Consider the following 25,384-nt stretch of genomic DNA (forward strand, 5'->3'; position numbering starts at 1 on the left):
TATGTGAACCAGCTACCGGATGGGGGAAGCTGTTCCCCGAGTTGACTCCGGATGCCTGTGGGAAGACCAATGAGCAGTTCTCCAAGCGGTTCAGCGGTGTCTTGCGTGACTGGTGGCTCAAGCGGGATGGCATCAACTCCCACGGCCTCCGCCATGGCTTCAAGGGCATCTGCCGAGCCTGTGGGATTAATAAGGCATTGCATGATGCCCTGACCGGTCACCGCTCTGCTGCATCTACAGGGCGTCTATACGGCAGTGAGCAGTACTCGCTAGAGCCACTGTTGAGGCTATGGGGCGGATCACGGCGAAGGGGCTGGACTTGTCACGGGTGAGTGCAGGGCTGGCTATGTGACTGATGGGCGTGTTGCCCTTGGTGGTCTGCGCGGGTGGCATGGGCTGGTGATGCGATATGGTTATGCTAAAAGATACACTATTGACATATATTCTACTTGCATTTAGGATTTACATCCCATTTCAATAAATATTAGTGATTTGCTATGAAAAAAGTATTTGCTCTGGCTGCTTTTGCCGTTCTCTCCAGTGGTGCTTTTGCTGGCGGTTTTGATGGTGTCTACGCCGAAGCTGCTATTGGCTACGCGCACTCCAAAACTGACGTTGATGGCACTGCTCCTTCCCAGAACAGCACTGTTGGCAAGCTGACTGCTGGTTACTCCCAGGCATTCAACCAGTTCAACTTGGCTGGAAATGCTTACTTCATTATCGGTGATCAGAAAGCAGGTTCCGTGTCCGGCTCCGATGGCACCTTTACCGGTACTGTCGATTCCAAGGGCACAGATACCTGGGGCCTCTCTATTGAGCCGGGTATCAACTTGAACGACAACGCCTTGGTTTACGCGAAGCTCGGCTACGCTCAGACTACCGGCAAGATCGAGGTGAATGGCACGTACAATGGCGCCCCGGTCTCTGGCTCTGCCTCCACCACCTTCCACGGTTTCTCTTACGGTGTTGGTGCCAAATATAAGTTCTCCTCGAACCTGTACGGTGTAGTTGAAATCCAGCAGATCGACTACCGCTCCAAAGATGGCGTCAAGCCGTCTACCTTCATGAGCAACATCGGTATCGGCTACAAGTTCTGATTTTGAGTCGCGAATCCCAAGGCCCACCACACGGTGGGTTTTTTGTTTGTTTAGTCAGCGCGTAAGAAGCCCTTGGACTGTCTTCAGGCGTGGGCTACCTTGTCATTGCGGGAACACCCCCGAATGGAGGTCGCCATGCTTGAGCTTGAAGAACTACATGAAGTCGGTGGTGACCGGATTATGGTTCATGCCCGGTTTGATGGTGTCCCGGTTCACTTCCACATTGATGCGGATGCCGTAGACGATTTCTTGCAGATTGAACAGCGAGGAGTCGCCCACTCGGCAAAGGTGCTTGCAGACAACTGGAGTCGCTTTGTACCTCGGCTGGAGCCGTTCATCGCGCGGCGTGAAGGGCATGACTTCCTGATTACGACGGGGCTGCTCAATCCCTAGCCCGTAGGGCAGTGAGGCCGCTGAGGCCACCATCAGCTCTGCCGGGTAGTTCATCAGTCAGCTACGTACCTGCTCCGGGTTCTGGCAGGTCAAACTCGGTAATTGTAGGGGGCAGGTATTCCGTCCGCTCTAGCTCGTCTCAAGCCTTATAGCCGCACTCGGGCAAGTCTGTGTCAAGTTGCCTAGCCAAGACCTCCAGGGCAATGAAGAGACTATGTAGCCTGCTCTGGGTGGTCTGTGTTGATCCCAGCGGCAATTTGCGTCAGCCCTTCCATGAGCTTCACGACCTGCTTCTGTGGGTTTGGCTTGTCCAGCAAGCCGTATCTGTGAAACTGGTGAATGAAGCATCGGCAAGCATCCTGCAAGTTTCTGGGCGAGATGATGGGGAGCCAAGGGAACTGGTTCACAGGCGACTATGGATAGGCTGATGATTACCCATAAAGATAAGTGTAAGGGCCTGATGGAAGACCCTGTATCAAGAATGAGTTACTGGCTCCAGAAGCAATGACTTTTCAAAATGACCAAAAATCAGAGCTGCACAACGTGAGTGTTGAACTCGGCCTTTGCTCAATACCCCATTTCGCTCTATATCCCCAATTGCTTCCTTGGGTAGGACAGTTCTACTTAACATGCCCACTCAGGGTGCTTGTTCTAGGCGAAAGTCATTACCTCAAGCCCGAGAGCACTTACCACCTAGATTCTGAGGCTTGGTATAAAGGAGTAGATTTATCAAGCGCCACCGATGTGGGCCACTTCAAGACGCGCGGTATTATCAAAAATGGCATCGCCAAACAGTGGGCAGGTAAGTCGAAACTCATCTACCGCAACATTGCCGCTGCTATTGTTGCGAGCGGGCTAGTTCATTGTGACTCACCGTTCCAGTACATCTCCTACATGAACTACTTTCAGCGCCCAGCCCAGGCTTCAGGAGATTCTCTTGCGCCATCTGCACAGGACAAACTTCACAGTGCCAGAGTCGTCAGCAGTGTTATCGAGATTCTGCAACCAGAACTTGTCATCTGCTGCAGTTCATTGGCATGGGGGGCAGCGAAAGAAATGGGGCTAATAGGAAACTCCGTCAGCTTGAAGACGGTGTTCGTCCGGTCAGTTCATCCAGCTACCCGCTGGTGGAATACAAAAATGAAAAAACACAAAGAGCTAACAGGAACGCAGCTGTTTGTACATGGCATAAAAAATAGGCTCAATAACCTGATAAACCGGGATGTGCCCGTTTGGGCGGAACTAGAAGCCACCGAATAGGGCTACGGATGAAGTCAGGGCAGACTTACGGGACAGGGCAGGGTTGGAGACTGGGCCAAGCGTAACCGGACAGGGTGTCCGCCAGTTGATCCAGCGAGGAGCTAGGGTGGCGCTGGGTGAGGACGACTCTCTGTCGGTGACTGAGCTGCCTTCAGGCTTGATGCTACTCTCGCCGATCCCGAAGTATTCCGCAGTGGCCTTGATAGTGCCCCTGTCTCCGCCATCCATGCAACTACAGCAGCGTCATCAACCGACTTGGGCCTGCCAGTGTATCGACCCACAGCCTTGGCGATCTCGATACCACGCCGCTGCATCTCCTTGCGGTTCACATCGTCCACCTCACCCTGAGCAGCCATGACAGCATCACGGGTAACTTATGTCTGTCTACCCCGCCTCTACCGGTGACGATTGTAAAACCAGCAGCAAGGTTTGTATGGTTAGCTTGGCCGCCGGGAAATCCAGAGCCTGCACTTGCTGACGTAAGGCGTCAAACTGGCTGGCATAGGTGACGGGGGCCAGCTGCGGCATGGCCTCCAGCATGTCCAGCGCCTGAAGGTTGCCGGCCTCCAGCAAGGCGTGCATCGCTTGCAGCTGCGGGAGCATGGCTTTGTCACTCCAGGCGGCGTGTGGTTTCCTGTTGCTCAGGGTGTCGGCAGGCAGGGCCTGATGCAGCAGATTGCTGGCTTTGTGCAGCATGTCTGTCAGAACCGGAACTGTATCCGATGGCAGCGTCTGGCCAGCGCGGCTCTGCTCTTCAAGCGCGGCTGCCTGGCGGGAGAGCCCCCGGGCGCCCAGCGTTGCCGCACAGCCCTTGATACTGTGGCACAGCAGGCTGCATCTGTCGGCATCTGCGGTCTGGATTGCCTCGTCAAGGGAGGCCAGCAGCCGCTGCAGTTCCGGCATGAACTGGGTCAAGGCTGTACGGTAGACATCCAGTGTGCCGCCAAAACGGCGTCTGATTTCCTCCAGTGGCTCTATGTCTGCTATGTCCGGTTCTTCCCCGGCCTCACTGACAGATGGCTTGTCCAGCTGCTGCCCGCTTCCCAGGGCCAGCAATACCGTCAACAGCTGTTCCAGGTCGACCGGCTTGCTGATGTGGTCGTTCATGCCCGCGGCCATGCAGGCTGCCCGGTCGTTGCTCGACGCATTGGCGGTCATGGCGATGATGGGCAGGCCGGAAAAGCGTGCATCGCTCCGGATCCGCCGCGTGGCTTCCAGTCCATCGATGTCCGGCATCTGTATGTCCATCAGCACGGCATCGAATGGTTCGCTGCCGTGCAGCACCTGTTCCACGCCGGGCAGGCCGCCTTCGGCCACGGCGACGCGGGCACCCTCGTGGCCCAGCAGTTCGGCGGCGATCTGCCGGTTCAGCGCATTGTCTTCCACCACCAGAATATGCATGCCCTGCAGCCGTTGCGGCTTGAGGACGATCTGGCCGGGTGCCTGATCGGGTTGCCCCTGCAGGGCGCGGTACACCGAGCGCAATAGTTGGTTGGGGGTGACGGGTTTGGTCAGCAGGTCGATGTACGGGGTGTCTTCCTGCTGAAGGTTGGCCGCAAGCATTTCCTTGTCGTGCGCCGTCAGCATGATGACCAGCGGTATGCGCCCGCTCTGTTGCAGGCTGTCGCGGATCAGGCGGGCTGCCGTCAGGCCATCCATATCCGGCATTTTCCAGTCCATCAGGATCACATCGTAGTCGCAGCCCTGATGCTGGGCCTGCAGGACGGCGCCGACAGCGGCCAGCCCGCCTTTCACCAGCTGGGCCTGCCACCCCAGCGGCGCAATGGTCTGCATGACCAGCTCCGCCACCAGGGCGTTGTCTTCCACCACCAGCACCCGCAACGGCTTGTCGGGCAGGCTGACCTGCTCGACCAGCGGGGTGTTGTCGGCGATGGGCAGCCAGACATCGAACCAGAAGCAGCTGCCGGTGCCGAGCTGGCTTTCCAGTTGCAGCTGACCTCCCATCAGCTGGACCAGGCGCTGGCTGATGACCAGGCCCAGGCCGGTGCCGCCATAGCGGCGGGTGGTGGAGGCCTCGGCCTGGGTAAAGCCATCGAAGATGCGGGCCTGCTGCTCCGGGCTGATGCCGATGCCGGTGTCCTTGACGGCAAATCGCAGCTGCAGTCTGTCTTCCGTGCGTGACTGGGTGCTTATCCGTAGTTGCACCAGACCCTGCCTGGTGAATTTGAGCGCATTGCCGGTCAGATTGATCAGCACTTGCAGCAGGCGCAGGCCATCGCCCATGAGTTGCTGCGGCAGGCCGGGGTCGATGTCGAACATGATCTCCACATCGGTGTCGCCCTGGTTGCCGGACAGCACGATGGCTAGGTCATGCAGCAGGCTTTCCAGCTCGAAGGCATGGATATCCAGCTGCAGTTTGCCGGCTTCGATTTTGGAGTAGTCGAGAATGTCGTTCAGCAGGCCGAGCAGGGCGGTGCCGGCGCCCTGGGCCTTGGTGACATAGTCAAGCTGGCGGTCGGAAAGCGGCGTCTGTTTGACCAGCTGCAGCATGCCGAGTACGGCATTCATCGGCGTGCGGATTTCGTGGCTCATATTGGCCAGGAACGTGGATTTGGCGGCGCTGGCGGCATCGGCACGCTCCTTGGCTTCCCGCAGGCGGCTTTCCAGCTCCAGCTGCGCGGTGATGTCCCGGTTGATGCCGGTGACGCGCCGCGCCTTGCCTTCGCTGTCGCGTTCGATCTTTGCGCCTGCCTGGATGAAAATGATGCTCCCGTCGGGGCGCACCACCCGGAAGATCGAGCTGTAGGCATCATGGCCCGTTACGGCATCCAGCAGGGCTTTCTCTGCCGCGGCAATATCGTCCGGGTGCACCCGGCTGTACCAGTGCTGATAATCAAGCTTTTGCTCCCGTGGCCAGTCATACAGTTCGAACATGCGGTCGTTCCAGTGCAGGGCGTTATCGGCCAGCGTCCAGGTCCACACACCCAGTTCGGCCACATTGGCGGCCATCTCCAGCTGGTCGCGCGTGGCCAATACTTCTGCCTGCTGTTTTTGCAACAGGGACAGATCTGTCAATACCGCGACCGCAATATGTTCATCGGCCGACAGGCGCTCACCCAGGCTGAGCTGGGCGGGGAAGTTGCTGCCGTCCCGGCGCTGGGCCAGCACTTCCATCCGCTGGGCGCCATGCGGCACCAGCTCACCTTGCAAGCCTGCCAGCAGGTGCCGGTATTCGCAGGGAGGCAGATGCGGCAGCAACAGGTCCAGCGGTTGACCGATGATCTGCTCGCTTGCCCAGCCGAAGACTTCTTCACCGGCATGGTTGAAGGACTGGATGATGCCCAGGTAGTTGACGGTGAATACCGGGCTGGGGGCCGTATCCAGAATGGCCTGCGTCGTGGCCAGACTGGCGGCAAGCTGGCGCTGGGCTTGCAGCCGCTGGCTGATATCGACGGCAATGAACAGGTAGCCGCAGCTGCTGTCCTGCACATCCAGGATGGGGGTAACGGTAACGGATACCGGAAACTGGCTGCCGTCCTTGCGGACATAGGTCCATTCGCACACCTCCGCACCCAGCAGGTCTGCCTGGTGGACCAGCACCTGGAAGCCAGAGGCATCGGGCAGGCCGGCCATTTGCAGCGCCGTGCTGTGCTGGCTGACTTCGCTGACAAGGTGAATCTGCAGCGGCGTGATCTTGCCGACCACTTCCACCGAGTGGTAGCCCAGCATCAACTCCGCGCCGCGGTTGAACAGGGTGATGTTGCCTTGCGGGTCGGTGGCGATGATGGCCATCTCGGTGGCTGCACGCAGCACACTTTCCAGCAGCTGGTTGACGTGAGCCAGCTCCTGCGTGCGCTCCTTCACCTGGGCTTCCAGGCTGCTGTTCAGCTCGTGGATGCGCGCTTCTACCTGTTTCTGGCGGCTGATGTCGCGGATGGTTTTCGACCCGCCCACTACTTCGCCTTGCGCGTTCAGGATGGGGGAGGCGGTCAGCGACACATCCAGCAGCTTGCCATTCTTATGCCGCCGGCGGGTTTCCAGCCCCGGCAGCCGCTTGCCTTCCCTGATGCTCTGCAGGATGTTTTTTTCCTCTGCCTGCAGGTTTTCCGGCACCAGCAGGTCGGCCACCCGCTGCCCCAGTGCTTCTGCTGCGCTGTAACCGAACAGGGCCTCGGCACCGCTGTTCCACGCGGTGATGGTGCCATCGGTCTGAAGGCCGATGATGCCGTCCGCCGAACTGGACACAATGGCGGCCAGCTGCGCCTGCTGCCCATAGAGTTCTTTGCGACGCAGCTGGTTGAGGCTCAGTGCCACTACCAGGGCGGTCAGCATGGTGCTGGCCAGGCAGCCGAAGACAAATGTTTGCAGTGCAGAGGGCAGGTTCAGTTGCTGGATGAAGGCCGGGCCGGCAAACAGCTGCATCTGCCATTGCCGGCCGAAGACGGTGCGCGTCAGCTGGGTGGAGGGCAGGTCCCGGGTGCTGTGCTGCGGCAGGTAAAAGGGTAGCGGATGCTGCGGGTCGGTGATGTCGGTCAGCTGCAGCTGCAGATAGTCCGGGTTGTTGCCGAGCCCGCCCAGCACGTCCTCCATCAGCAGGGGAGCAAAGGACCAGCCTATGGTCTGCTCGCGGCGGGCATCCAGGGTGGCGGGTGTGCTGCCGTCCCGGTAGATCGGCAGCAGGATCAGGATGGACTGCTTCGGCTTGCCGGTGACCTGCACCAGCGTGATCGGCGCGGTGAGCTGTGCCGAGCCCGATGCCATGGCGGCCAGTGCCGCGCTGCGGCGATGTTCTTCCGAGGCAATATCCAGCCCGATGGCCTGTGCATTCGACTTGAACGGCAGGATATAGCGGATGACAAAGCGCTCCCCGGGGTTGGGGCCGAGTTGCCGGATGTGGAAACCTGGTTGCTGGTCGGCACGGGCCTGCTGCAGGAAGTTTGCCTCGTCATCAGGCGTCACGCGCTGGATGTAGCCGAAGCCCCGTGCACCGGGAAATTCGTTACCCAGGTCGCGTGTCTGCATGTAGCGGGCAACCTTGTCGAAACTCAGTTGCGCTCCCGCCGTGATGATGGTGCCGCGTATGCCGCGCAAACCATATGCGTAGCGCTCAAAGCGGTCATGGACCTGGGTGGACATTTCATTCAGTGCCTGACTCAGGGCGCGGGATTGCTGAATCCTGTTGCCTTGCTGCACATGCCAGGCCGCCAGAGCGCTCAGCAGACAGCCGATGAGCAGCACGATGGCACCATACCGGCTGGCTTGTGACCAATGCGGGCGTTTGAGCATGGCTGGTCCTTTTCTGGCGTCAGTTTTGTGAAGCAGGCTGGTCGTGCTGCAGGCGTTGTTCCAGTTCCGCGGTCGTGATCGGGCGCGAGTACAAATAGCCCTGCATGATCCGGCAACCCGCGGCCAGCAAGGCGTTTACCTGGCCGTGGTTCTCCACGCCTTCCGCCACCAGCTCCAGCCCCAGGGTAGTACCGAGCTTGATGATGGCCTCCACGATGGCCGCATCGCTCTTGTCGTGCAGCATGTCGCGTACAAAGCTCTGATCTATCTTCAGCACATCCAGCGGTAGTCGTTTCAGGTAGGAGAGGCTGGAATAGCCGGTGCCGAAGTCGTCGATCGAGATGCGTACACCCAGTTCGCGTAGCGCCTGCAAAATCTGCTGCGCGTTGTTGATGTCCTGCGCCAGTACACCTTCCGTGATTTCCAGCTCCAGCAGATCGTGGCGGATGCCCGTGCTGCCCAGGGTGTCCAGCACCATTTGCAGGAACTGCGGGTCACGAAACTGTACCGCCGAGATATTGACGCTGACACTGATGGGGAAGCCCAGGGCATGCCAGTGCATGGCGTCATGGCAGGCCTGCTTCAGCACGTATTTGCCTATCGGGATGATCAGGCCGGTTTCTTCCGCGAGAGGAATGAACTCGACAGGGGAAATCAGGCTGCCGTCTTCCTTGCGCCAGCGGATCAGCGCTTCGGCACCGACGATGCTCTGCAGCTTGGCATCGACCTTGGGCTGGTAGTGAATTTCAAAGATGCTGCTTTCAAGCGCCGCCCGCATATGCTGTTCCAGCAGGTGGCGGGAGCGCATGTTGTGCTCGATGTCCACCGAGAAAAAGCGGAACTGCCCACGGCCTGACTGCTTGGCCTTGTACATGGCGGAGTCGGCGTGCCGGTACAGAGTCTCGGAGTCTTCGCTGTCGTCCGGGAACAGGCTGATGCCGATACAGGCGCTCAGGTCGTAGCGCTCGTTGCCCATCAGAACCGGTTCGGCAACCAGGTCCAGCAGACGCACGGCAATGTCGCCTACCTGGTCCAGCGTGCCGATTTCCGGCAGCAGCAGGATGAATTCGTCCCCGCCCTGCCTGCTGATGGTATCCACGGTACGACAGGCACTCTGCAGCCGGTTGGCCACCTGCTGCAGCAAGGTATCGCCCACCGCATGGCCAACGGCATCGTTGATGCTTTTGAAGTTATCCAGATCCAGCACCATCATGGCTGCCCGGCGCTGGTTGCGCATGGCCTGCTGGATGGCCTGCATGATCCGGTCCTGCAGCAGCATGCGGTTGGGCAGGTTGGTCAAGGCATCGTGGTAGGCCAGGTGGGTCATCTTGATGGCCATTGCCCTGGCTTCCGATACATCGTGGAACACCACGATGGCCCCGGTGATCTGCCCCTGCTGGTTGCTGATGGGCGAGGCGGAGTCCTCGACATCGAACAGCGAGCCGTCACGGCGCAGCAGCTTGCAGTTCAGCGCCATGCCCACCACCCGGTTTTCCTGTAGCGCCAGCCGGATGGGGTTCTGCAGTTCGAACTCGTTGCTGCCGTCCCGCAGCGGCATGACCTGCTCGATGGACTTGCCGGTCGCGTGGCTGGCCTGCCAGCCGGTCAGGCTTTCCGCGATCGGGTTCATGAAAATCACCTGGCCTTGCGGGTTGGTGGCAATGACCGCATCGCCAATCGAATTGAGCATGACCCGGATGCGTTCCTTCTCCTCGAACAGCGCCTCCTCGTAGCGTTTGCGCTCGGTGATATCCACCAGCAGCATCAGAAAACCCACGCATACCGTGTCGATGATGCGTGCAACCAGGGTGAGCTGGCCGTCCCTCCGCGGGAGGTGGTTGCGTTGCAGGGTAAGGTCGAGGGAAACCAGCTTTCCCGTCAGAACTCTTTCCAGCTGCGGAGAGATTTGCTGGTAGCCGTCCGCTCCCAGCACCTCGGGCAGCAGCTTGCCAACCATGTTGGCCGCATCGATACCGAACCAGCTGCTGGATTGTTCGTTGCTGAATGCGCAACGCAGATTGGCCTGCCAGTAGCCAACAAACGCGGGTAAATGATGCAGAACGTCCCGCAAGTCGTGTTGCGCCAGTTCCAGCTTGCGGGTTTCAAGGCGCAATGCAAGGTGAGTGCGGATGCGCGCACGTGCAATGGAGACATTGAGCGGCTTGGAGAGAAAGTCCACCCCACCGTAGTCGAGTGCCTGCAGCTCTTCCTGCCCGCTGCTGTGTGCCGTGACAAAAATGACTGCAGCCTGTTTCAGCTGCGGGTCGGATTTCAGGGCCTGACAGACAGCGAAACCGTCCATGCCCGGCATTTCGATGTCCAGCAGCACCACATCCGGCAGGCAGGTGCGAGCCAGACTGATGGCGGATTCACCGTCCACGGCAAAGTACACATCACCCAGATCGTGGATCGCCTCGCGCAGGACGCGGATATTACTGGTCTGGTCATCGACGATCAGAATGACAGGCTTGCCAATCAGAGAGTCATCGAGCATGGCTTCATTCCTGCTACATATCTAATGCATTCTAGATGAAGGCCAAATCTATCAATGCCTTATTTGCGAATTAAGCAATGCCGTATGAATGTATGGCGAAGAAGTCATGATGGGCAACGAAGCAGCCGCACCAGAGAGGCAAGGGATGACGGGGGCGGTCGATCTTGTCCGCGCGCCGTCAGTGCAGGCGGCCAGGGCACACAAAAAAAGCAGGCTACCGAGGTAGCCTGAAAAGCCCTTGTGGAGGAATGAATACGTCAGGATGCCGCTGCATCCGGGCCGGCAGTTGCCGGCAACCGGGCTACCCGTTCGCGGGGTGTGGCATCAGTTGATACCGGTTTTCAGCGCGTTCCATAGCCGGTTTTCCAGGCGCTGCAGTTCGTTGGACAGCGGAATGCCGGTAATGAAGTTCTTGTAGGCCTCGCTGGGCGGGAACACCGCCGGGTCTGCCAGCACATCGGGGTGGATGAAGGCCCGCGCGGCGGGTATGGCGGTGGGGTAGGAGGTGTCGTTGGTCAGGCTGGCGCTTTCCTTGTCCGATAGCACGAAATTGATGAACTTGTGGGCGGCATCCGGGTGTGGCGCATCTTTCGGAATGGCCAGCATGTCGAACCAGATCGCCGTGCCGCTATCCGGCAGCAGGTATTTGATGTGGTACTTCTTGTGGGCGCCAAGCGCGGCAAGGCGGGCGGTATTGACGTCACCGGACCAGCCGAAGGCAATGCAGACATCACCTTCCGCCAGGTCGTTGATGTAGCCGGAAGAGTTGAACTGGGTGATGTACGGGCGAATCGATTTCAGCAGCTTGTAGGCGTCCTGGTAGTCCTGCGGGTTGCTGCTGTTCGGGTCTTTTTTCAGATACTGCAGCGCCATGCCGAAGCCATCCAGCGGCGAGTCCAGCATCGACACGCCGCAGCCTTTCAGTTTCTGCAGGTTCTGCGGGTTGAAAAACAGCTCCCAGTCGCTTTGCGGTGCATGTCCCAGTGCTGCGGTGACTTTTTCCACGTTGATGCCCAGCCCGTCGGTACCCCAGGACCATGGCACGCCGTAGCGCATGCTCGGATCATCCCGTTTCAGGTAGGCCATGATCTTGGGGTCGAGATGGCCGGTGTTGGGCAGCTTGCCGCTATCCAGCTTCTGGAACAGGCCGGCCTTGAGCTGGCGCGCCCAGTACAGGTCGGAAGGCACCACCACGTCGTATTGCGAATGGCCGGACAACAGTTTGGCCTGCAGGGTGTCGTTGGAGTCGAACTCCTGGTAGACCACCTTGATGCCGGTGGCTTTTTCAAAGTTGGCCACCGTTTCCTTGCCGATGGCATTGCCCCAGTTGTATACGTTGACAACCTTGTCATCGGCATTGGCTTGCGGCATACCCAGTAGCAGCAGGCTGCAGACTGCCATTGCCGACATCACCCGTTTGCCGGTTTTCTTCTTGCTCAGTTTCACCATCTCACTCTCCCGATCAAGCAACGATTTTCTGGTGGAGAAGCTGTTTCGTTGCGCATTGATATTAAAGAGAGGAGGGAAGGCAGATCATTCTCGGTTCCGACACAACTTCTGTGCCTGACGGGAAAAAATTTCCGGCGCCATGCCAGGGGGCATCGCGCTGCGGCCGGCCGCACAAAAAAGCCTCTGCACGGGCAGAGGCTTTTTTCTTGCCGCGGATATCAGTGCGGCACGCGCCAGCTGTCGTCAGCCTGCAGCGCCTCGCGCACGATGGGGCTAAGGTTGGCCGCATCCTCCTGTTGCAGGCAGTCCTGCAGCTCGCGGCGCATGCGCGGCTCCCAGAAGCGCTTGATGTGCAGGGTGATGCCGGCCAGCGCTTCCTGGCGATCCGGCATGGCTTCGAAGAAGCCGCCGATCTGGTTGGCCATGCGGGTGAGGGTGTGGTGGGTATCCATGCGAGTTTCCAGTGAGATTCAGTTGCCGCCGGGCAGGATGCGCTGCGCGTGGCTGTAGGCCACCCAGCGTTCCGGCTTGGCGAAGCCTATCAGGCACAGCCCGGCCTGTTCGGCCAGGTCCACCGCCAGCCGCGTGGGGGCGGAGATCGCCACCAGGCAGCCAAAGCCGGCAGTCACGGTTTTTTGCACCATTTCCATGCTGGCGCGGCTGGTGACCACCACGAAGCCGTCACGCACCGCGGGGCGGGTTTTCAGCACCGCGCCGATCAGCTTGTCCAGCGCATTATGGCGGCCAACGTCCTCGCGCACCATGCGGATGCTGCCATCGTCGCCGCACCAGGCGGCGGCGTGGGTGGCGCCGGTGACCAGTTGTAGCGTCTGGTATTGACGCAGCGCGGTCAGTGCCTGGCGGACGGCGGCTTCGTGCACCATGCCGGGCTGCGCCAACGGCGGCAGCGGGCGCACAGCATGCGCCAGGCTCTCGGTGCCGCACAGGCCGCAGCCGGTGCGGCCGGTGAGGTTGCGGCGCATTTCCTTCAGCCGGGCAAAGCGCGCGTTGGCGATATCCAGCTGCACCACCAGGCCGTCGCAGCGCTGTTCCAGCTGCAGGTCGTACACCTCGTCCACGCTGTCGACAATGCCTTCGCTGATGGCAAAGCCCAGCGCGAAGTCTTCCAGGTCCAGCGGCGTGGCCAGCATCACCGCATGCGAGATGCCGTTGAACTCCAGCGCCACCGGCTGCTCTTCCGCCAGCGTGTCGCTGGCGGAAGCCACCTGGCCGTGCTGCCAGGTCTGTACCCGGCAGTGGCTGGCCCCGGGTGGGGCGGGCGGTTGTTCCGGCGCCATCATGCCTTGCCTTCGTCGGCACCGGCCTGCTCCAGCAGTTCCAGCTGGGTGCGGTTGAAGCGCTGGTAGTCCTGCTGCCAGGCGGAAGGCTGGGTCACCTTCAGCACCTGCACCGCCGTCACCTTGTATTCCGGGCAGTTGGTGGCCCAGTCGGAGTTGTCGGTGGTGATCACGTTGGCGCCGGATTCCGGGAAGTGGAAGGTGGTGTACACCACGCCCGGCTGCATGCGCTCGCTGATTTTGGCATGCAGCACCGTTTCGCCGGCGCGGCTTTGCACGCCTACCCAGTCGCCATCGTTGATGCCACGCTCCTCGGCGTCGTGCGGGTGGATTTCCAGCACGTCTTCCGGGTGCCACATGCTGTTGGCGGTGCGGCGGGTCTGCGCGCCCACGTTGTACTGAGACAGGATGCGCCCGGTGGTGAGGATCAGCGGGAAGCGGCGGTTGACCTTCTCGTCGGTGGCCACGTACTGGGTAACGAAGAACTTGCCCTTGCCGCGCACGAAGCCGTCCAGGTGCATGGTTGGCGTGCCTTCCGGCGCGCTGTCGTTGCACGGCCACTGGATGCTACCCATGCGGTCGATCTTCTGGTAGTTCACACCGGCGAAGCTCGGCGTCAGCTGCGCGATTTCGTCCATGATCTCGGACGGGTGGCTGTAGTTCATCTCCATGCCCAGCGCGCGGGCCAGCAGCTGGGTGACTTCCCAGTCGGCGTAACCGGCCAGCGGCTTCATTACCTGGCGCACGCGCGAGATGCGGCGCTCGGCGTTGGTGAAGGTGCCGTCCTTCTCCAGGAACGAGGCGCCCGGCAGGAACACGTGCGCGTACTTGGCGGTTTCGTTGAGGAAGATATCCTGCACCACCACGCATTCCATTGCCGACAGTGCCGCGGTAACGTGCTGGGTGTTGGGGTCGGACTGCACGATGTCCTCGCCCTCGCAGTACAGGCCGAGGAAGCTGCCGGCCATGGCGGCATCGAACATATTGGGGATGCGCAGGCCCGGCTCCGGGTCCAGCGTCACGCCCCAGGCGGATTCGAACAGCTGGCGGGTGGCGGTATCGGAAATGTGGCGGTAGCCTGGCAGCTCGTGCGGGAAGGAGCCCATGTCGCAGCTGCCCTGCACGTTGTTCTGGCCGCGCAGCGGATTCACGCCCACGCCTTCGCGGCCGATGTTGCCGGTGGCCATCGCCAGGTTGGCAATGCCCATCACCATGGTGGAACCCTGGCTGTGCTCTGTAACGCCCAGGCCGTAGTAGATGGCGGCATTGCCGCCGGTGGCGTACAGGCGGGCGGCGGCGCGCACCTGTTCGGCCGGCACGCCGGTGATGTCGGCAGTGGCTTCCGGCGAGTTTTCCGGCTTGCTGACGAAGTTCTTCCAGTCGTGGAAGGATTTCTCCTCGCAGCGCTCGGCAATGAACTCGTCGGCCAGCAGGCCTTCGGTAACGATCACGTGCGCCAGCGCGGTGATCATCGCCACGTTGGTGCCGGGGCGCAGCGCCAGGTGGTAATCGGCCTTCACGTGCGGGGTCTGCACCAGGTCGATGCGGCGCGGGTCGATGACGATCAGCCGTGCGCCTTCGCGCAGGCGCTTCTTCAGCCGCGAGGCAAATACCGGGTGGCCGTCGGTGGGGTTGGCGCCGATCACCAGCACCACGTCGCTGTGCTCCACCGACTTGAAGGTCTGGGTGCCGGCCGAGGTGCCGTAGGTCTGGCCCAGGCCGTAGCCGGTGGGCGAGTGGCAGACGCGGGCGCAGGTGTCCACGTTGTTGTTGCCGAAGCCGGCGCGGATCAGCTTCTGCACCAGGTAGGTTTCTTCGTTGGTGCAGCGGCTGGAAGTGATGCCGCCCACCGAATCCTTGCCGTGCTTGGCCTGGATGCGGCGGAACTCGCTGGCGGCGTGGCCGATGGCTTCTTCCCAGCTCACTTCGCGCCACGGGTCGGTGATCTTGCTGCGGATCATCGGCTTGGTGATGCGGTCCGGGTGGGTGGCGTAGCCCCAGGCGAAGCGGCCCTTGACGCAGGCGTGGCCCTCATTGGCCTTGCCGTCTTTCCACGGCGTCATGCGCACTACCTGGTTGCCCTTCATCTCGGCCTTGAAGCCGCAGCCCACGCCACAGTAGGCGCAGGTGGTGATCTTGCTGTGCTCGGCCTGGCCGATCTTGATCACGGTTTTTTCCTGCAGCGTAGCGGTGGGGCAGGCATCGACGCAGGCGCCGCAGGACACGCATTCGGAATCCATGAAGGCCTGATCCTGGCCCGGCGATACGCGCGACTCGAAGCCGCGGCCGGAGATGGTCAGCGCGAAGGTGCCCTGGGTTTCCTCGCAGGCGCGCACGCAGCGGTTGCAGACGATGCACTTGGACGGGTCATAGCTGAAGTAGGGGTTGGATTCGTCCTTCTTGCTGTCCAGGTGGTTGGCGCCGGCCAGGCCGTAGCGCACGTCGCGCAGGCCCACCACACCGGCCTGGGTCTGCAGTTCGCAGTTACCGTTGGCCGCACAGGTCAGGCAGTCCAGCGGGTGGTCGGAGATATACAGCTCCATCACGCCGCGGCGCAGATCCTGCAGCTTGTCGCTCTGGGTGCGCACCACCATGCCGGCTTCCACCGGGGTGGTACAGGATGCCGGGTAGCCGCGGCGGCCTTCGATTTCCACCAGGCACAGCCGGCAGGAGCCGAACGGCTCCAGGCTGTCGGTGGCGCACAGTTTGGGCACCATGGTGCCGGCCTCGGTGGCGGCGCGCATCACCGAGGTGCCTTCCGGCACGCTTACGCTCTGGCCGTCGATTTCCAGGGTGACCATGCGCTCGGAGACGCGGGCGGGGGTGCCGTAGTCGATGTCGGGGGTGGGGTGGTTCATGGTGTCTTCCTCAGGCCATGCCGGCTTCGTCACCGAAGTCTTCCGGGAAATGATTCAACGCAGACAGTACCGGGTAGGGCGTCATGCCGCCCATCGCGCACAGCGAGCCATGCAGCATGGTGTCGCACAGGTCGCGCAGCAGCGCGATCTGCTGCGGTTCGTCCTGCCGCTGCTGGATGCGCTGGATCACCTCCACCCCGCGGGTGGAGCCGATGCGGCACGGTGTGCATTTGCCGCAGGATTCGATGGCACAGAATTCCATGGCGTAACGTGCCTGCTCGGCCATGTCCACGCTGTCGTCGAAGGCCACCACGCCGCCGTGGCCCACCACCGCGCCCAGCGCGGCAAAGGCTTCGTAGTCCAGCGGGGTGTCGAACTGCGCCGGCGGCAGGTAGGCGCCCAGCGGGCCGCCCACCTGTACCGCGCGGATCGGCCGGCCGCTGGCGCTGCCACCACCGAAGTCGTTCAGCAGCTGGTTCAGCGTCAGGCCGAAGGCTTTTTCCACCAGGCCGCCATACTTCAGGTTGCCGGCCAGCTGGAACGGCAGCGTGCCGCGCGAACGGCCCATGCCGTAGCCGGCGTAGAAGGCGGCGCCGCGCGCCAGGATTACCGGCACGGTGGCCAGGGTGATGACGTTGTTGATCACCGTGGGTTGGCCGAACAGGCCGGCCAGCGCCGGCAGCGGCGGCTTGGCGCGCACCACGCCGCGCTTGCCCTCGATGCTTTCCAGCATCGCGGTCTCTTCGCCGCAGACATAGGCGCCGGCGGCCTTGCGTACTTGCAGGCGGAAGGTTTTGCCGCTGCCCAGGATGTTGTCGCCGAGGAAACCGGCGGCGCTGGCGCGGGCAATCGCCTCGTTCATCACTGCCACCGCGTGCGGGTATTCGGAGCGGATGTAGATGTAGCCTTCGGTAGCGCCCACCGCCAGGCCGGCAATGGTCATGCCCTCGATCAGCATGTAGGGGTCGTCTTCCAGCACCATGCGGTCGGAGAAGGTGCCGGAGTCGCCTTCGTCGGCATTGCACACCACGTATTTCTGCGCGGCCTGCGCCTGCGCCACGGTGCGCCACTTGATGCCGGCGGGGAAGGCGGCGCCGCCGCGGCCACGCAGGCCGGAATCCAGCACCGCCTGCACGATGTCGCTGCCTTGCAGCGCCAGCGCATTGCGCAGGCCGGCAAAGCCTTCGTGTGCCTGGTAGTCGTCCAGCGACAGCGGGTCGGTAATGCCGACGCGGGCGAAGGTGAGCCGTTCCTGCTGCTTGAGGTAGGGAATGTCATCGGTCAGGCCGTGGCACAGCGGGTGTTCGGCGCCGGCCAGCAGCGCGTCGAACAGCGCCGGCACATCGTCGTCCTGCACCGGGCCGTAGGCCACGCGGCCTTGCGCAGTGGCCACTTCCACCAGCGGCTCCAGCCAGAACAGGCCGCGCGAGCCGTTGCGCACCAGTTCGATGCTGACGCCGCGTCGCGCCGCTTCTGCGGCCAACGTTGCGGCGGTGTCGTCGGCGCCCAGCGCCAGTGCCGCGGAATCGCGCGGCACATAGAGTTTGATCGTGCTCATCAGGCCTCCTTCACGCCGTGCAGCAGGCGGTCCAGCCGGCTCGCGTCCACGCGCGATACCAGCTTGTCGTCCAGCATGATGTTGGGCCCGGTGGCGCACAGCCCCAGGCAGTACACCGGTTGCAGGTCCAGATCGTGGCTGCTGCTGCGGCCGTGCAGGCTACAGCCCAGCGCCTGTTCGGCGTGTGCGGTCAGCTCGCGGCTGCCGCGCGCCTGACAGGCCTCGGCCTGGCAGATCTGCAGGTTGTGCGCCGCCGGCGCGCTGGTGCGGAAGTGGTGGTAGAACGTGATGACGCCGTGCACTTCGGCACGGCTCAGGTTCAGTGCCTGGGCGATGTCGGCCACCGTCCAGTCGGGAATGTAGCCCAGCGAGTCCTGCAGCGCGTGCAGGATGGGCAGCAGGGCGCCGGCCTCGTGCCGGTGCGTGTCCAGAATGGCCTGCAGCTGGGTGCGTGCCTGTTGTTGCGTTGTCATCGGGTGACCTCGGTAGCGAGCCTGCCCACGGGGCATGACCTAATTATTGTCGCGCAGGATGGCATGCGCAGCTGTCTGCAAACGACAGGGATTGGCTGAAAAAGACTGCAGGGTGCCTCGAAACACCCCGGTTTTTAAGCGAGACAAGGCTCGACCGAAAAATTCCGACGCAGCATATGTTTTATATGTAAGGAGGAATTTTTTGTGAGCAACGCAGTATCGCAACGAAAGCAGGCATTTTTCGATGTGCCCTGTTGCCAAATATGAAGCAGCAGACATAATCCATGGCGCGACAGGCGGCAGCATGCAAGCTTGTGGCAGTCTTGGCAATATGATCCGCACTACCAGAGATATATGCACAGAAAACATAAACTGCCACAGCGCCTGCAGGTGGACAGCCAGCTGGTCTGGCAGGTGTCTGCGGCCGCCGGCGAGCTGGTGCCGTACCGGCTGGTGGCGCTGCTCACCGCGGTGCAGGCCGACGGCAGCCTGTATACCGCCGCCAAAAGCTGCGACATCTCCTATCGCCACGCCTGGGGGCTGGTGCAGACGGCGCAGCAGCGCCTGGGGGTGCCGCTATTGCTGATGAAACGCGGCCGCGGCGCCGAGCTGACGCCGCTGGGCGAAAAGCTGGTGTGGGCCAACCGCCGCATCCAGGCGCGTATCGCGCCGATGCTGGAAACGCTGTCGTCCGAGATCGAGGCCGAATTGCGGCTGGTGTTGCAGGCGGCCGGCGCACCGCTGCGGCTGCATGCCAGCCACGGTTACGCGGTGGAGCGGCTGGTGCGCGAGCTGGCGGAAGAGGGGCAGGGTGTCGAACTGAAATACCGCAGCAGCCAGGATGCGGTGGCGGCACTGCAGGCGGGCGAATGCGAGCTGGCCGGCTTCCACGTGCCGCTGGGCGAGTTCCAGCCGGCCATTGCGGCCAACTATGCCGAGCATTTCGACCCGGCGCTGCACCGCGTGGTGCACGTGGTGACGCGGCGCCAGGGGTTGATGCTGGCCGCCGGCAACCCGCGGCGCATCTACGGCGTGGAAGACCTGGCGCGGCCCGAGGTGCGCTTCGTCAACCGCCAGCCGGGCTCCGGCACCCGCCTGCTGCTGGACAAGCTGCTGGACAAGGCTGCGGTGGCGCCGCAGCAGGTGCACGGCTACGAACAGGCGGAGCTGACGCATGCGGCGGTGGCGGCGTTCATCGCCAGCGGCATGGCCGATGTCGGCCTGGGCATCGAAACCGCGGCACGGCGTTTCAAACTGGACTTCCTGCCGCTGCAGAACGAGCGCTATTTCTTCCTGCTGCATCGCGACCTGCTGGCGCACCCGGTGCTGCAGCGCATTCTGGCGATCCTGCAGAGTCAGCAGTTTCGCGACGCCATCAGTGAGCTGGCCGGCTACGACGCTGCCGAGTCCGGCACGGTGCAGACCATTGCCGAGGCGTTTGCCGGCGTGCTGCCGGGGATGTAGCCGCAACGTTGGCCGCAAGCCCGATGCCGGCTCAGGAGAACAATGCCTTGGTGTACGGCAGCAGCAATGGCACGATTTCCCGTTCCAGCCGGGCCAGATCCCACTGCCGGCACGGCGCGGATATCACGATCGCGCCCAGCGGCGTGCCGTTGGCTTCCACCACCGCGGCAGCCACGTTCACCTCGTGCAGTATCGATTGCTGGTCGGTGAAGGCAAAACCGCGCGTGCGACTCAGCGCAATCTCGCTGCGCAGCTTGTCTGGGTTGGTCTCGGTATAGGGCGTGATGGCGCGCACCGGCTCGGCCAGGATGCTGTCCAGCTCGGCGCCGGACAACTGCGATAGGATGGCGCGCCCGCCGGAGGTGCTGATCGCCGGCAGCTGCTTGCCCATGTAGGCGGCGCGGAAGTCGGCGCCGGGCTGGCTCTGCACCGTGAGCAGGTGCAGGATTTCCTTGCCGTCCAGGATGCAGAACGAGCAGCGCAGGCCGCACTCGTCGCGCAGCCGCACCAACCGTGGCCACACGGTTTTCAGCACCCGGTCGCTCATCTGCAGGTTGAACAGCAGGTCCAGGGTGCGCACCGCCAGGCGGAAGGTTTTGTGGCGCGGCTCCTTTTCCACGTAACCATGCTGGATCAGGGTTTCCAGTAGGCGCTGCAGGGTGGGAATGGGGTAGCCGGTGACGTGGTGCAGATCGGTCAGCGTGAGTTCCGGCTGGGCAAAGGCAAACGCCTCCAGCGTGCGCAGGCCGCGCGCCACCGAGGTGATGAACAGCGGGTCGTCGTCTTCCGGAATATCCGGCAGCTCGCTTGTCGGCGGCGTGTCGGCAAAGGTGCGCGCCCAGGGCTGGATGCGCAGCTGTGAGATGGTCTGCGCGGTGGCGGCCACGGCATGGCAGAGCCGGCGCTGTTCGTCGCTGTCCAGCGTTTGCGGCCGGGTGGTGATGGAGACCGCGGCAACGCATTGCCCGTCGGCGCCGAACACCGGGGCGGCAACTACGGGAATCGGCGCCAGGTCGATACTGCAGCCGGCATCGTGCGCCAGGGGTTGGCCGCAGAGTATGCGGCCGGCCGCGTGGCTGTCGGCGCGGTGGCGTTCGCCGGTTGGCGCCAGTACCGCCGCCATGGTGGCGGACGGCAGGCGCGTGATGTTCTCCGCATCGATGCCGCCGAGCGCCAGCAGGTCGTACTGCATGATGCGCGCAATGTTCACGATGTCTTCACCGCTCAATACCCACAGATCGCACTGCATGCCGGTGGCCGCGCTGAGCTCGGCCAGCGGTTGCATCGACATGTCGATCAGGTGGTTGGCGGTAATGTAGCGGTGCGCCAGCAGCGCGCAGCGATGCGACAGCGAGATGGCGGTGGAGGCCGGATCGCGTTTCAGGTAGCCGCAGCGCGCCAGGGTGTAGACGGTTCTTTGTGCGCTGCTGCGGTTCAGGCCGGTGAGCTCGGCGATTTCCGCCAGCCGCAAATCCGGTGTTCTCGGGCCGAAAGCTTCCAGTACCTGTAGTGCCTTGCCCAGGGCGGCAACATAGCTGCGTCGGTCGTCTGCCATTAGTGACAATGATTAGAAAAGGTGGCGACAGAATAGCATTGACTTCGCTATTCACCGTAACTACGATAACCAGAATTGTTTTGCGGTAAGTGTAATCGTATTGCGGTAAAAGTCAACACTGTTCAAAAAAGCTGTTCAAACGAGCAATGTGAGGAGCAAAGATGTTCACATCAGCCAGTACGATCATCTCCCCCTGGGGCGCTGCGGCAGGCATCGCGCTACAGCAGGCGGTGAGCCAGCCATCGTTGGGGAGCCAGCCGGCAGCGCCGCAAAGCACCGCGAGCAGCCGCCCGGCCGCCGCGGACATGCCGGTTATCGATGTACGCCAGGTACGCAAGACTTTCGATAGCCCGAGCGGCCCGGTCAGCGCGCTGCACGAGGTGTCGCTGTCGATACGGCAAAACGAATTCTTCACCCTGCTCGGGCCGTCCGGCTGCGGCAAGACCACCCTGCTGCGCCTGCTTGCCGGTTTCGAGCAACCCAGCTCGGGCTCCATCCTGCTGTCCGGCCAGCCGGTGGAAGCCTTGCCGCCTTACCAGCGCTCCATCAATACGGTGTTCCAGCATTACGCGCTGTTTCCGAACATGACCGTGGCCGAGAACATCGGCTTCGGTCTGCGCATGCTGCGCATGAGTCGCGAGCAGATTGCCAGCCGCGTGGACGAGATGCTGCGCATGGTGAAGATGGAACGCTTCGCTGGCCGCCGCACCGCGCAGCTGTCCGGCGGCCAGCAGCAGCGCATCGCGCTGGCCAGGGCGCTGGCGCCCAAGCCCAAGGTGCTGCTGCTGGACGAGCCGCTGTCGGCGCTGGACCTGAAGCTGCGTCAGGCGATGCGGCTGGAACTGAAAACCCTGCAGGCGGAAACCGGCATCACCTTCGTGTTCGTCACCCACGACCAGGAAGAAGCGCTGGCGATGAGCGACCGCATTGCGGTGATGTCGGAAGGCACGGTGCAGCAGATCGGCTGCCCGGGCGAGATCTACCACCACCCGGCCAGCCGCTTCGTGGCGGAATTCATCGGCGAAAACAATCTGCTGCCGGCCCATGTGTTGTCGCAGGGTGCCGGCAGGGCACGGCTGGCGATCGATGTCGTCGGCGAAGTGGTGCTGCCGGCCGCGGACGACCTGGCCAGCACCGCCACCGTGGCGGTACGGCCGGAAAAGCTGACGCTGGCCAGGGGTGAGTTGGCCGCAGGGAGCATCCGCTTCAACGCGCAGGTCAAGGCCACCATGTTCCTGGGTACCGATACCGCGCTGCACCTGTTGCTGGGCGATGGCCTGCACGTGGTGATGCGTGACCTCAAGGCCGCGGCCGAGGCGCAGCCGCCGGCGGTGGGCAGCACGGTGGCGGTGGATGTGGCGGTGGCCGACATGCAAGTGCTGGGAGGCTGAGCCATGGCGACTCCTGCTACCTCGCACGCCGCTGCCGGCGGCAAGGACCTGGCCCGGCAGGCGCGGCAGCGCTACCTGGCCAGCATCGTGCCGGCACCGCTGGTGATTGTCCTGTTCCTGGTTGTGCCGCTGTTGCTGATCGTCGGCTACTCGTTCATGGAGGCCAACGGCTACGGCGGGGTGCGGCTGCATTTCAATCTCGATGCCTATACCCAGCTGCTGTTCGACCGCCAGCTGGATGACACGCTGCAGTTCACCGATGCCTACCTGACCATTGCCTGGCGCTCTGTGGGCGTGGCCTTCTGCACCACCGTGCTGGTGGCGCTGATCGGGCTGCCGGTGGCGCTGTACATCGTGCTGCAGCCGCCGCAGCGCCGCAGCCGCCTGCTGCTGCTGGTCACCATTCCGTTCTGGACCAACATTCTGGTGCGCACCTACGCCTGGATTCTCATGCTGCGCGACTCGGGGGTGATCAACAGCCTGCTGCAAGGCCTTGGGCTTACCGACGGGCCGCTGCCGCTGCTGTATACCGACGGCGCGGTGCTGGTCGGCCTGGTCTACACCTATGCGCCGTTCATGGTGCTGCCCATCTATTCCAGCCTGGAAAAAATGGATGTCCGCCTGATCGAGGCGGCGCATGACCTGTATGCCAACAAGTGGCAGGCGCTGCGCATCGTGGTGTGGCCGGCGGCGCTGCCTGGCCTGATCGCCGGCTGCCTGCTGACCTTCATTCCCTGCCTGGGCGCGATGATCGCACCGGAGCTGTTGGGCGGCGGGCGCAAGCTGATGCTCGGCAACCTGATCTACCGCCAGTTCACCGAGTCGCGGAACTGGCCGTTCGGTTCGGCGCTGGCGGTGGTGCTGCTGGTGATGATCGCGCTGGCGGCGCTGCTGCTGTTCCGCCGCCGCAGCAGCGTGCGGCCAACTGTGGAGGATGCAGCATGAAAACCGGCTTCTCGGTACGCAAGTTTCACGGCATTGGCTGGCTGACGCTGGGCTTCTACATCTACCTGTATCTGCCCATCGTGGCGCTGGTGGTGTTTTCCTTCAACGCCAGCCCCTCGGCCACGGTGTGGGATCACTTCAGCCTGCTCTGGTATGCCCGCGTGTGGCACAACGAGGCGCTGCGCGATGCCGCGCTCAACAGCATCGGCATCGCCGTGATTGCCGCGCTGGGCGCCGCGCTGCTGGCCACCATTGCCGCGCTGGCGGTAACCCGCGGCGGCAAGCCCGGCCAGGCGCGTTACGCGCAGGGGCTGATCATGCTGCCGCTGGTGGTGCCGGAAATCGTCATCGCCGTGGCCATGCTGGGCTTCTTCAGCGCCATCGGCCTGTCGCTGGGGCTGGGCAACCTGATCATCGCCCACATCGTGTTCTGCATCCCGTTTGCCTTCCTGCCGGTGCGTGCCCGCCTGCAGGACATGGACAACAAGCTGGAGCAGGCGGCGATGGACCTGTATGCCGACGAATGGTCCGCCTTCCGCTACGTGACCCTGCCGCTGCTGATGCCCGGCATCGTGTCCGGGCTGATGCTGGCCTTCGTGGTGTCGCTGGACAACTTCGTGATCTCGGTACTGATCGCCCAGGCCGGCTCCACCACCTTGCCCATTTTCATCTTCGGCCTGATGCGCATGGGGGTGACCCCGGACGTGAATGCCGCGTCGACCATCATTCTCGTGGTGTCGGTGGCGCTGGTTGCCATCGCCAACCTGATCAACCGCCCCAAGCACGCGTAGCCCCCCGTTCCCGACGAAAGGATGTATGCCATGAAAAGCAAGAAAGCCCTGTTTGCCGGCCTCTGCGCCGCCGCCCTGATGCCGCAGTTCGCGCAGGCAGAAGGGGTAGTCAACCTGTATATCTGGTCCGGTTACATCGACCCTGCTGCCGTGAAGCAGTTCGAGGAGAAAACCGGCATCAAGGTGCGCATCGACAATTACGATTCCGAGGAAACCCTGCTGGCCAAGCTCAAGCAGGGTGGCGGTGGCTACGACGTGGCGGTGGCGTCGCAGGCGATGGTGCCGGTGCTGCAGCGCGAGCAGCTGATCCAGAAAGTGGCGGTGCGCGACCTGCCCGGTTACAACAAGATCATCCCCAAGCTGCGCAAGCCGGAATGGGACCCGACCGGTGATTACTCGGTGCCTTACCTGTGGGGCACCACCAACTTTGCGGTGGATACCAGCGTCTACAACGGCCCGACCGACAGTCTGAAAGTGCTGTTCACACCGCCGCCGCAGCTGCGTGGCAAGGTCAATATGCTGGGTTCGGCTTCCGACAGCGTCAGCCTCGCCAGCATTGCCGCCGGCGTGCCGCTGTGCAGTGAAGACCCGAAGCAGATGAAGAAGGTGCAGGACCTGCTGATGCAGCAGAAGCCCTATGTGCGCACCTACAACTCCAAGGCCGGCGCGATCCGCGAATCCATGGTGTCCGGCGAGATCGCCGTCTCGTCGATCTGGAACGGCACTGCGCAGCGGGCGCGGGAAATGAAGAAATCCATCCGCTACGTGTTCCCCAAGGAAGGCTCGCTGGCCTGGGTGGACAACCTGGTGGTGCCGGCCGGTGCGCCCAACCCGGACAACGCCAAGCGCTTGCTGGCCTTCCTGATGCAGCCGGATGTGGCGGCCAAGAACTCGACCTTCCTCAAGTACCAGAACCCGATCCAGGGCTCGGAAAAATTCCTGAGCCAGGAGATTCGCGACATGCCGGAACTGAACCCGCCGGCCAGCGCCAAGATGGTGTTCCTGAAAGCCTGCTCGGAGAAGGCCGTGCGCATGCGCGACCTGATCTGGACCTCGCTGCTGAAATAAGCCAAGCGGCCGCCGCGTGCTGCTGGTGCGCGGTGGCCTGAGC

General features: G+C 62.6%; 17 protein-coding genes. 7 read left to right on the top strand and 10 right to left on the bottom strand.

The features are described 5' to 3' along the window. Window positions 1-497 precede the first annotated feature (497 nt). Window positions 498-1,097: an outer membrane protein gene (locus PSELUDRAFT_RS14040; protein WP_088967423.1), complete on the top strand. Its 600-nt coding sequence runs from the start codon at window positions 498-500 to the stop codon at window positions 1,095-1,097. Between the two features lie 153 nt (window positions 1,098-1,250). Here PSELUDRAFT_RS14040 and PSELUDRAFT_RS19465 read toward each other — a convergent pair whose 3' ends face one another. Next, a complete protein-coding gene (locus tag PSELUDRAFT_RS19465) occupies window positions 1,251-1,544 on the bottom strand; it encodes a hypothetical protein (RefSeq protein WP_157725132.1) in 294 nt (97 codons plus the stop codon). Window positions 1,545-1,994: 450 nt separating this feature from the next. Here PSELUDRAFT_RS19465 and PSELUDRAFT_RS19470 point away from each other — a divergent pair, with 450 nt between their 5' ends. After that, the gene (locus tag PSELUDRAFT_RS19470; protein WP_157725133.1) at window positions 1,995-2,750 is read left to right on the top strand and encodes a hypothetical protein; all 756 of its coding nucleotides are present in this window, start codon (window positions 1,995-1,997) and stop codon (window positions 2,748-2,750) included. 384 nt (window positions 2,751-3,134) lie between these two features. Here the strand turns inward: PSELUDRAFT_RS19470 and PSELUDRAFT_RS14045 are convergent, their stop codons facing one another. From PSELUDRAFT_RS14045 to PSELUDRAFT_RS14080, 8 genes are all read right to left on the bottom strand, one after another. Continuing rightward, window positions 3,135-7,997 (bottom strand): PAS domain S-box protein, encoded by a 4,863-nt coding sequence (locus tag PSELUDRAFT_RS14045; RefSeq protein ID WP_088967424.1) that lies wholly within the window; start codon window positions 7,995-7,997, stop codon window positions 3,135-3,137. Window positions 7,998-8,016: 19 nt separating this feature from the next. Next, the gene (locus PSELUDRAFT_RS14050) at window positions 8,017-10,491 is read right to left on the bottom strand and encodes an EAL domain-containing protein (protein WP_088967425.1); all 2,475 of its coding nucleotides are present in this window, start codon (window positions 10,489-10,491) and stop codon (window positions 8,017-8,019) included. 324 nt (window positions 10,492-10,815) lie between these two features. Next, entirely contained in the window at window positions 10,816-11,940 is a 1,125-nt protein-coding gene (locus tag PSELUDRAFT_RS14055) for a polyamine ABC transporter substrate-binding protein (RefSeq protein WP_231895224.1), read from the bottom strand. A gap of 218 nt (window positions 11,941-12,158) precedes the next feature. Then, complete coding sequence (locus tag PSELUDRAFT_RS14060; protein ID WP_088967426.1) at window positions 12,159-12,392, bottom strand: formate dehydrogenase subunit delta; 234 nt, start codon at window positions 12,390-12,392, stop codon at window positions 12,159-12,161. Window positions 12,393-12,410: 18 nt separating this feature from the next. After that, window positions 12,411-13,241 (bottom strand): formate dehydrogenase accessory sulfurtransferase FdhD, encoded by an 831-nt coding sequence (gene fdhD / locus PSELUDRAFT_RS14065; protein WP_088967427.1) that lies wholly within the window; start codon window positions 13,239-13,241, stop codon window positions 12,411-12,413. Beyond that, window positions 13,238-16,096 carry a formate dehydrogenase subunit alpha gene (gene fdhF, locus PSELUDRAFT_RS14070; RefSeq protein WP_088967428.1) on the bottom strand — a complete coding sequence of 953 codons (2,859 nt, stop codon included), beginning with the start codon at window positions 16,094-16,096 and terminating at the stop codon, window positions 13,238-13,240. Before fdhF ends, fdhD begins: the two co-directional genes overlap by 4 nt. Window positions 16,097-16,106: 10 nt before the next feature. Continuing rightward, complete coding sequence (locus PSELUDRAFT_RS14075; protein WP_088967429.1) at window positions 16,107-17,654, bottom strand: NADH-quinone oxidoreductase subunit NuoF; 1,548 nt, start codon at window positions 17,652-17,654, stop codon at window positions 16,107-16,109. Next, complete coding sequence (locus PSELUDRAFT_RS14080; RefSeq protein WP_088967430.1) at window positions 17,654-18,127, bottom strand: formate dehydrogenase subunit gamma; 474 nt, start codon at window positions 18,125-18,127, stop codon at window positions 17,654-17,656. Before PSELUDRAFT_RS14080 ends, PSELUDRAFT_RS14075 begins: the two co-directional genes overlap by 1 nt. Window positions 18,128-18,481: 354 nt before the next feature. Here PSELUDRAFT_RS14080 and PSELUDRAFT_RS14085 point away from each other — a divergent pair, with 354 nt between their 5' ends. Beyond that, window positions 18,482-19,591, top strand: a complete 1,110-nt coding sequence (locus tag PSELUDRAFT_RS14085; protein WP_088967431.1) for a substrate-binding domain-containing protein — start codon at window positions 18,482-18,484, stop codon at window positions 19,589-19,591. Window positions 19,592-19,622: 31 nt separating this feature from the next. Here PSELUDRAFT_RS14085 and PSELUDRAFT_RS14090 read toward each other — a convergent pair whose 3' ends face one another. After that, complete coding sequence (locus PSELUDRAFT_RS14090) at window positions 19,623-21,146, bottom strand: IclR family transcriptional regulator (protein WP_088967432.1); 1,524 nt, start codon at window positions 21,144-21,146, stop codon at window positions 19,623-19,625. A gap of 161 nt (window positions 21,147-21,307) precedes the next feature. Here PSELUDRAFT_RS14090 and PSELUDRAFT_RS14100 point away from each other — a divergent pair, with 161 nt between their 5' ends. From PSELUDRAFT_RS14100 to PSELUDRAFT_RS14115, 4 genes are read left to right on the top strand one after another with little or no spacing between them, the layout of a single operon-like run. Then, window positions 21,308-22,537 (top strand): ABC transporter ATP-binding protein, encoded by a 1,230-nt coding sequence (locus tag PSELUDRAFT_RS14100; RefSeq protein WP_197693868.1) that lies wholly within the window; start codon window positions 21,308-21,310, stop codon window positions 22,535-22,537. A 3-nt stretch (window positions 22,538-22,540) separates the two neighbouring features. Then, window positions 22,541-23,482, top strand: coding sequence for an ABC transporter permease (locus tag PSELUDRAFT_RS14105; RefSeq protein WP_088967435.1), 942 nt, complete (start codon window positions 22,541-22,543; stop codon window positions 23,480-23,482). Beyond that, on the top strand, window positions 23,479-24,273 hold the full coding sequence (locus PSELUDRAFT_RS14110) for an ABC transporter permease (protein ID WP_088967436.1): 795 nt from the start codon (window positions 23,479-23,481) through the stop codon (window positions 24,271-24,273). Before PSELUDRAFT_RS14105 ends, PSELUDRAFT_RS14110 begins: the two co-directional genes overlap by 4 nt. 30 nt (window positions 24,274-24,303) lie before the next feature. Beyond that, window positions 24,304-25,341 carry an extracellular solute-binding protein gene (locus tag PSELUDRAFT_RS14115; RefSeq protein WP_197693869.1) on the top strand — a complete coding sequence of 346 codons (1,038 nt, stop codon included), beginning with the start codon at window positions 24,304-24,306 and terminating at the stop codon, window positions 25,339-25,341. The last annotated feature ends 43 nt before the right edge of the window (window positions 25,342-25,384 follow it).

It is taken from the genome of Vogesella sp. LIG4, assembly GCF_900090205.1.
Classification (GTDB): Bacteria; Pseudomonadota; Gammaproteobacteria; order Burkholderiales; family Chromobacteriaceae; genus Vogesella.

Bases quoted from the DNA above. Each gene is read 5' to 3' on its own strand.
- PSELUDRAFT_RS14115 (WP_197693869.1), top strand. From the start codon at position 24,304: ATGAAAAGCAAGAAAGCCCTGTTTGCCGGCCTCTGCGCCGCCGCCCTG.
- PSELUDRAFT_RS14055 (WP_231895224.1), bottom strand. From the start codon at position 11,940: ATGGTGAAACTGAGCAAGAAGAAAACCGGCAAACGGGTGATGTCGGCA.
- PSELUDRAFT_RS14045 (WP_088967424.1), bottom strand. From the start codon at position 7,997: ATGCTCAAACGCCCGCATTGGTCACAAGCCAGCCGGTATGGTGCCATC.
- PSELUDRAFT_RS14040 (WP_088967423.1), top strand. From the start codon at position 498: ATGAAAAAAGTATTTGCTCTGGCTGCTTTTGCCGTTCTCTCCAGTGGT.
- PSELUDRAFT_RS14085 (WP_088967431.1), top strand. From the start codon at position 18,482: ATGCACAGAAAACATAAACTGCCACAGCGCCTGCAGGTGGACAGCCAG.
- PSELUDRAFT_RS14080 (WP_088967430.1), bottom strand. From the start codon at position 18,127: ATGACAACGCAACAACAGGCACGCACCCAGCTGCAGGCCATTCTGGAC.
- PSELUDRAFT_RS19470 (WP_157725133.1), top strand. From the start codon at position 1,995: ATGACTTTTCAAAATGACCAAAAATCAGAGCTGCACAACGTGAGTGTT.
- PSELUDRAFT_RS14105 (WP_088967435.1), top strand. From the start codon at position 22,541: ATGGCGACTCCTGCTACCTCGCACGCCGCTGCCGGCGGCAAGGACCTG.
- PSELUDRAFT_RS14090 (WP_088967432.1), bottom strand. From the start codon at position 21,146: ATGGCAGACGACCGACGCAGCTATGTTGCCGCCCTGGGCAAGGCACTA.
- PSELUDRAFT_RS14110 (WP_088967436.1), top strand. From the start codon at position 23,479: ATGAAAACCGGCTTCTCGGTACGCAAGTTTCACGGCATTGGCTGGCTG.
- fdhD (WP_088967427.1), bottom strand. From the start codon at position 13,241: ATGATGGCGCCGGAACAACCGCCCGCCCCACCCGGGGCCAGCCACTGC.
- fdhF (WP_088967428.1), bottom strand. From the start codon at position 16,096: ATGAACCACCCCACCCCCGACATCGACTACGGCACCCCCGCCCGCGTC.
- PSELUDRAFT_RS14100 (WP_197693868.1), top strand. From the start codon at position 21,308: ATGTTCACATCAGCCAGTACGATCATCTCCCCCTGGGGCGCTGCGGCA.
- PSELUDRAFT_RS14050 (WP_088967425.1), bottom strand. From the start codon at position 10,491: ATGCTCGATGACTCTCTGATTGGCAAGCCTGTCATTCTGATCGTCGAT.
- PSELUDRAFT_RS14075 (WP_088967429.1), bottom strand. From the start codon at position 17,654: ATGAGCACGATCAAACTCTATGTGCCGCGCGATTCCGCGGCACTGGCG.
- PSELUDRAFT_RS14060 (WP_088967426.1), bottom strand. From the start codon at position 12,392: ATGGATACCCACCACACCCTCACCCGCATGGCCAACCAGATCGGCGGC.
- PSELUDRAFT_RS19465 (WP_157725132.1), bottom strand. From the start codon at position 1,544: ATGAACTACCCGGCAGAGCTGATGGTGGCCTCAGCGGCCTCACTGCCC.